The sequence below is a fragment of the Rheinheimera soli genome (assembly GCF_021290985.1).
Classification (GTDB): domain Bacteria; phylum Pseudomonadota; class Gammaproteobacteria; order Enterobacterales; family Alteromonadaceae; genus Pararheinheimera; species Pararheinheimera soli.
Genome location: NZ_JAJOYU010000066.1, coordinates 1 through 3,265, shown reverse-complemented (window position 1 = coordinate 3,265; position 3,265 = coordinate 1). Strand labels below are relative to the sequence as shown.

Annotated in this window: 5 protein-coding genes; 3 read left to right on the top strand and 2 right to left on the bottom strand. The window is 46.3% G+C overall.

Annotated elements, in window-relative coordinates; translation table 11 throughout:
* Nucleotides 1-301: 301 nt before the first annotated feature.
* Genes LSG37_RS20930 through LSG37_RS20920 form a run of 3 tightly spaced genes read left to right on the top strand, consistent with a single transcriptional unit; the run spans nucleotide 302 to nucleotide 1,382 of the window.
* A complete protein-coding gene (locus LSG37_RS20930; RefSeq protein ID WP_233081948.1) occupies nucleotides 302-619 on the top strand; it encodes a DUF883 C-terminal domain-containing protein in 318 nt (105 codons plus the stop codon).
* Between the two features lie 36 nt (nucleotides 620-655).
* The gene (locus LSG37_RS20925; protein ID WP_233081947.1) at nucleotides 656-1,153 is read left to right on the top strand and encodes a hypothetical protein; all 498 of its coding nucleotides are present in this window, start codon (nucleotides 656-658) and stop codon (nucleotides 1,151-1,153) included.
* The gene (locus tag LSG37_RS20920) at nucleotides 1,128-1,382 is read left to right on the top strand and encodes a hypothetical protein (protein ID WP_233081946.1); all 255 of its coding nucleotides are present in this window, start codon (nucleotides 1,128-1,130) and stop codon (nucleotides 1,380-1,382) included. Before LSG37_RS20925 ends, LSG37_RS20920 begins: the two co-directional genes overlap by 26 nt.
* 183 nt (nucleotides 1,383-1,565) lie before the next feature.
* Here LSG37_RS20920 and LSG37_RS20915 read toward each other — a convergent pair whose 3' ends face one another.
* Together LSG37_RS20915 and LSG37_RS20910 are read right to left on the bottom strand one after the other, a co-directional pair.
* The gene (locus tag LSG37_RS20915; protein WP_233081945.1) at nucleotides 1,566-2,705 is read right to left on the bottom strand and encodes an alpha/beta hydrolase; all 1,140 of its coding nucleotides are present in this window, start codon (nucleotides 2,703-2,705) and stop codon (nucleotides 1,566-1,568) included.
* An 18-nt stretch (nucleotides 2,706-2,723) separates the two neighbouring features.
* Nucleotides 2,724-3,218 carry a cyclophilin-like fold protein gene (locus LSG37_RS20910; protein ID WP_233081944.1) on the bottom strand — a complete coding sequence of 165 codons (495 nt, stop codon included), beginning with the start codon at nucleotides 3,216-3,218 and terminating at the stop codon, nucleotides 2,724-2,726.
* Between the last annotated feature and the right edge of the window lie 47 nt (nucleotides 3,219-3,265).

Below are 3,265 nucleotides of genomic sequence, written 5' to 3'. Positions count from 1 at the left end.
GCCGGAGCCCTCAAAGCTCCGGCTTTTTTATTGTTGCAGCTGTTCATTTTGATTGGCAAAGCCTGTGTAAAAATTACCAGCAACGGGTAACTTCTACAGCCAAGCTACAGGTTCGTGGTAGATAAAGAATCGACAAAGCACTGTTTTTATTGATTTATATCTATTTGGCACAACCAATGCTTTAATTAACAGGCAAAGAGTTAACAGGCAAAGAGTTAATATCCAAAGAGTACAACGCGAAGAGTAAGATACGAATTGCAGCCATAGCTGCCTTTCACAATGTTCATCAAGGAGATTTATTATGACTACTTCACAAAGTGCAACAGAGAAAGCAAAAAGCAATAGTGCGTTAAATTCACCTGTGACGGAAAAAGCTATTGAAGCTGCTCATCATGCAGTGGACGCAGTCGCAGAAAAAGCGGCTATAGCTGAAGATACCTTACGTAAAACAGCTGCAAACTCTCAGGAAACGCTGACGCACAAACAGGAAGAGATCAAACAGCAACTGCAACTGTCTTACAGTAAAACCCGTGAGTTTGCAGCGCAAAACCCACTGGCCACAGCTGGTATAGCTTTTGCGGCCGGTGTACTCTTGACCGCTTTGCTGCGCCGTAACTAGGATTGCAACTGACGCAGTAACTACGAAGGCGGATTTATGCAACCTAGCGAAAGTTCTGAAGCTCCTGCGCAAAGACCAGGGCAGCCTGAATCCACTCAGGCTGCTCTGACTAAATCAGCAGAGCAAGCCTTGGATCAGCTGGCCGAAATAGCAGCACTTGGCAATTCAGTCAGGCAAGCTTATGCCAGTCAGCTGAAACTAACAGGGCAAATAGCAACTGCTGAATGGCAGCTCACAGGCCGAAGCCTGACCATAGCAGCGGCTTTGGTCGTATGCTTTGGCGCTGGCATGATATTACTTTGGGGCAGTGTTCTATTGCTGTTAGGGTATCTGCTGTTTCAGCTAACCAGTTCTGTTGTGATCACTGCCACAGCCTTGCTGTTGTTGCAGTTTGCTTTATTGCTTTGGTGTTGGCGCAGTTTAGCTTATGTACTGTCACAAGCTGGCTTTTCAAATACCTTGCGGCAATTGCAATTGCTCTTGTTCAGGCCACAGAAGGAAGACACAAATGCTGATCCAACGGCTACTCACTAAGCAGCAACAGAAGTTGACTGAGCTGACCGCACAAAGTCAGCTGCAGCAGCAATTATTACTCGTGAGAAAACAACAATTATCCGCAGCAGCTTTAGGTTTTATTGGCTCAACTCCGGGCTTAATGCTTAGTTTCTGTGCTGGTTGCTTGTTTCAGATGCGACATAACAGCGCCGTGAAAATGATGCGCAGTCTGGTAGGGTTTCGCTGGATCAGCAGATTTATTGGATAACAGCCAAAGCGTTCTAAAGCTCGCTGGCTTTTGATCTAAAAGCCAGCTAAACAAGCTGATTAAAGCGCGGGATAATGTCTGCAGTGGTTTAAGCCTCTCTCGTACCAAAAGTCAGTTCAAACCCAGTTTGCAGCACCTGCTGTTTTTACTTTTATCCTCATCACTCAATACTTATATGAATGTTTAGGCCATCAGGTGTTGTTGAAAGAAACTGGTCATTTTGTCAAAAGGGATCACATCAAGCCGATCGTACAAATCAATATGAGTTGCTCCTTTGATAATCATCAGCTCTTTTGGCTGCGCTGCTGCGGCGTGGGCGGTTTCGGCGAAGTAACGGGAGTGCGCTTTTTCACCATGCACTAACAAGAGTGGGCGTGGCGAAATTTCGTCTATATAGGATAACAACGGCATATTCATAAAGGACAACGGATTGGTAATGGTCCAGGAGCTGTTCGAGTTAATAGCTCGTGGGTGAAAGCCGCGATCGCGGGATTTGTAATACCCTGCATAATCCACTAGAAATTGTGGTTCGCCCCCTTTGAGTTCATTGTAAACAGGACCCTGCGCAGGTTCACCTTTCTCCGCATCTTTCCAACGTTGCTGGCCTAGTTGTTCCAGCGTTGCAGTTCGTTGTTCTTTGGTCACACTGTCGTTATAACCTTTAGACATCACTCGCGTCATATCGTACATAGTGCTGGCGACAACAGCTTTGATGCGTTTGTCGATTGCAGCAGCATTTAACGCCATGCCACCCCAGCCACAAATGCCTAAAATCCCAATACGATCACGATCGACATTGGGTAATAAGCCAATAAAATCGACAGCTGCACTGAAATCTTCAGTGTTGATATCAGGTGAGGCTACATGACGTGGCTCGCCACCACTTTCGCCGGTAAAGGATGGGTCGAAAGCCAGCGTTACGAAACCACGCTCTGCCATAATTTGCGCATATAAACCAGAGGATTGCTCTTTAACAGCACCAAAAGGGCCACCAACCACAATAGCTGCCAGCTTACCGCCATTGTTTATGATTCCTGGGTTTTTGGGTTGATATAAATCAGCAGCTAAAATGATGCCATAGCGGTTTTTAAAGCTGACTTTTTTATGCTCCACTTTGTCGCTTTTGGCGAAGGTTTTATCCCACTCTTTACCAAGTTTCAGTTCTGTCTGCGCAGCAGAGACTGGAGCTGCTGCAGCCGCTGAGGTTGTAAAAAGTGGCGCAACACAAGCGGCAGCAATACCTACGCCTGTCATTTTTAATAAATTGCGCCGAGCTGTGTCCGGTTGTCCGGCTTGTTTCATCTGGGATTGATCGTTGTTCATGGTTTTTATCCTCATGGCTTAATTAGAGTGAATAAGGCTAATAGTGGCGTGCTTCTCGCCGCTATAGTTCAGGTGTTCTATACCGCTGCTGATCCTTCCAAGCCTTACAAGATGCTGGGAATAAGCGAAATCTTTATAGAAAATTGCCAGATTGCCCCAAGGCGCGTAATAGCTGATATCGCCAACAACAGGAGTGCTGCCTGGTGGTGCGTTTTGAGTGGTCAGCTTGTCAGGCAAAAAACCGACTTTTTCGGTCGATGCATAATCTTTAAGCTCTACTGTCAGCGGCAAGCGGGCAATAAAATCCCTTACTGTCGGGTTATCATCCAAAGTGGCAGTGATCACAGCACCATCCAGTTCAATTTGAATCTTGGACACCTTTTGTATCTTGGACACGGCGGCCTCCTTCAACCTGACATCAGCATGGGCAGTTGGCACAAAAGCGCAGGCAACCAGAGTAAGCAGCGCAGTAAAAGCCCAGCGACTGAAGATGTGATCAAATGTTTTAGTCATCTGAAGCTACCTTCGACTTTGTTATTGCTGCTGTTCTGGTTGTAGTT

Coding starts and splice junctions, on each gene's coding strand:
- LSG37_RS20920 (WP_233081946.1), top strand. CDS start 1,128: ATGCTGATCCAACGGCTACTCACTAAGCAGCAACAGAAGTTGACTGAG.
- LSG37_RS20930 (WP_233081948.1), top strand. CDS start 302: ATGACTACTTCACAAAGTGCAACAGAGAAAGCAAAAAGCAATAGTGCG.
- LSG37_RS20915 (WP_233081945.1), bottom strand. CDS start 2,705: ATGAACAACGATCAATCCCAGATGAAACAAGCCGGACAACCGGACACA.
- LSG37_RS20925 (WP_233081947.1), top strand. CDS start 656: ATGCAACCTAGCGAAAGTTCTGAAGCTCCTGCGCAAAGACCAGGGCAG.
- LSG37_RS20910 (WP_233081944.1), bottom strand. CDS start 3,218: ATGACTAAAACATTTGATCACATCTTCAGTCGCTGGGCTTTTACTGCG.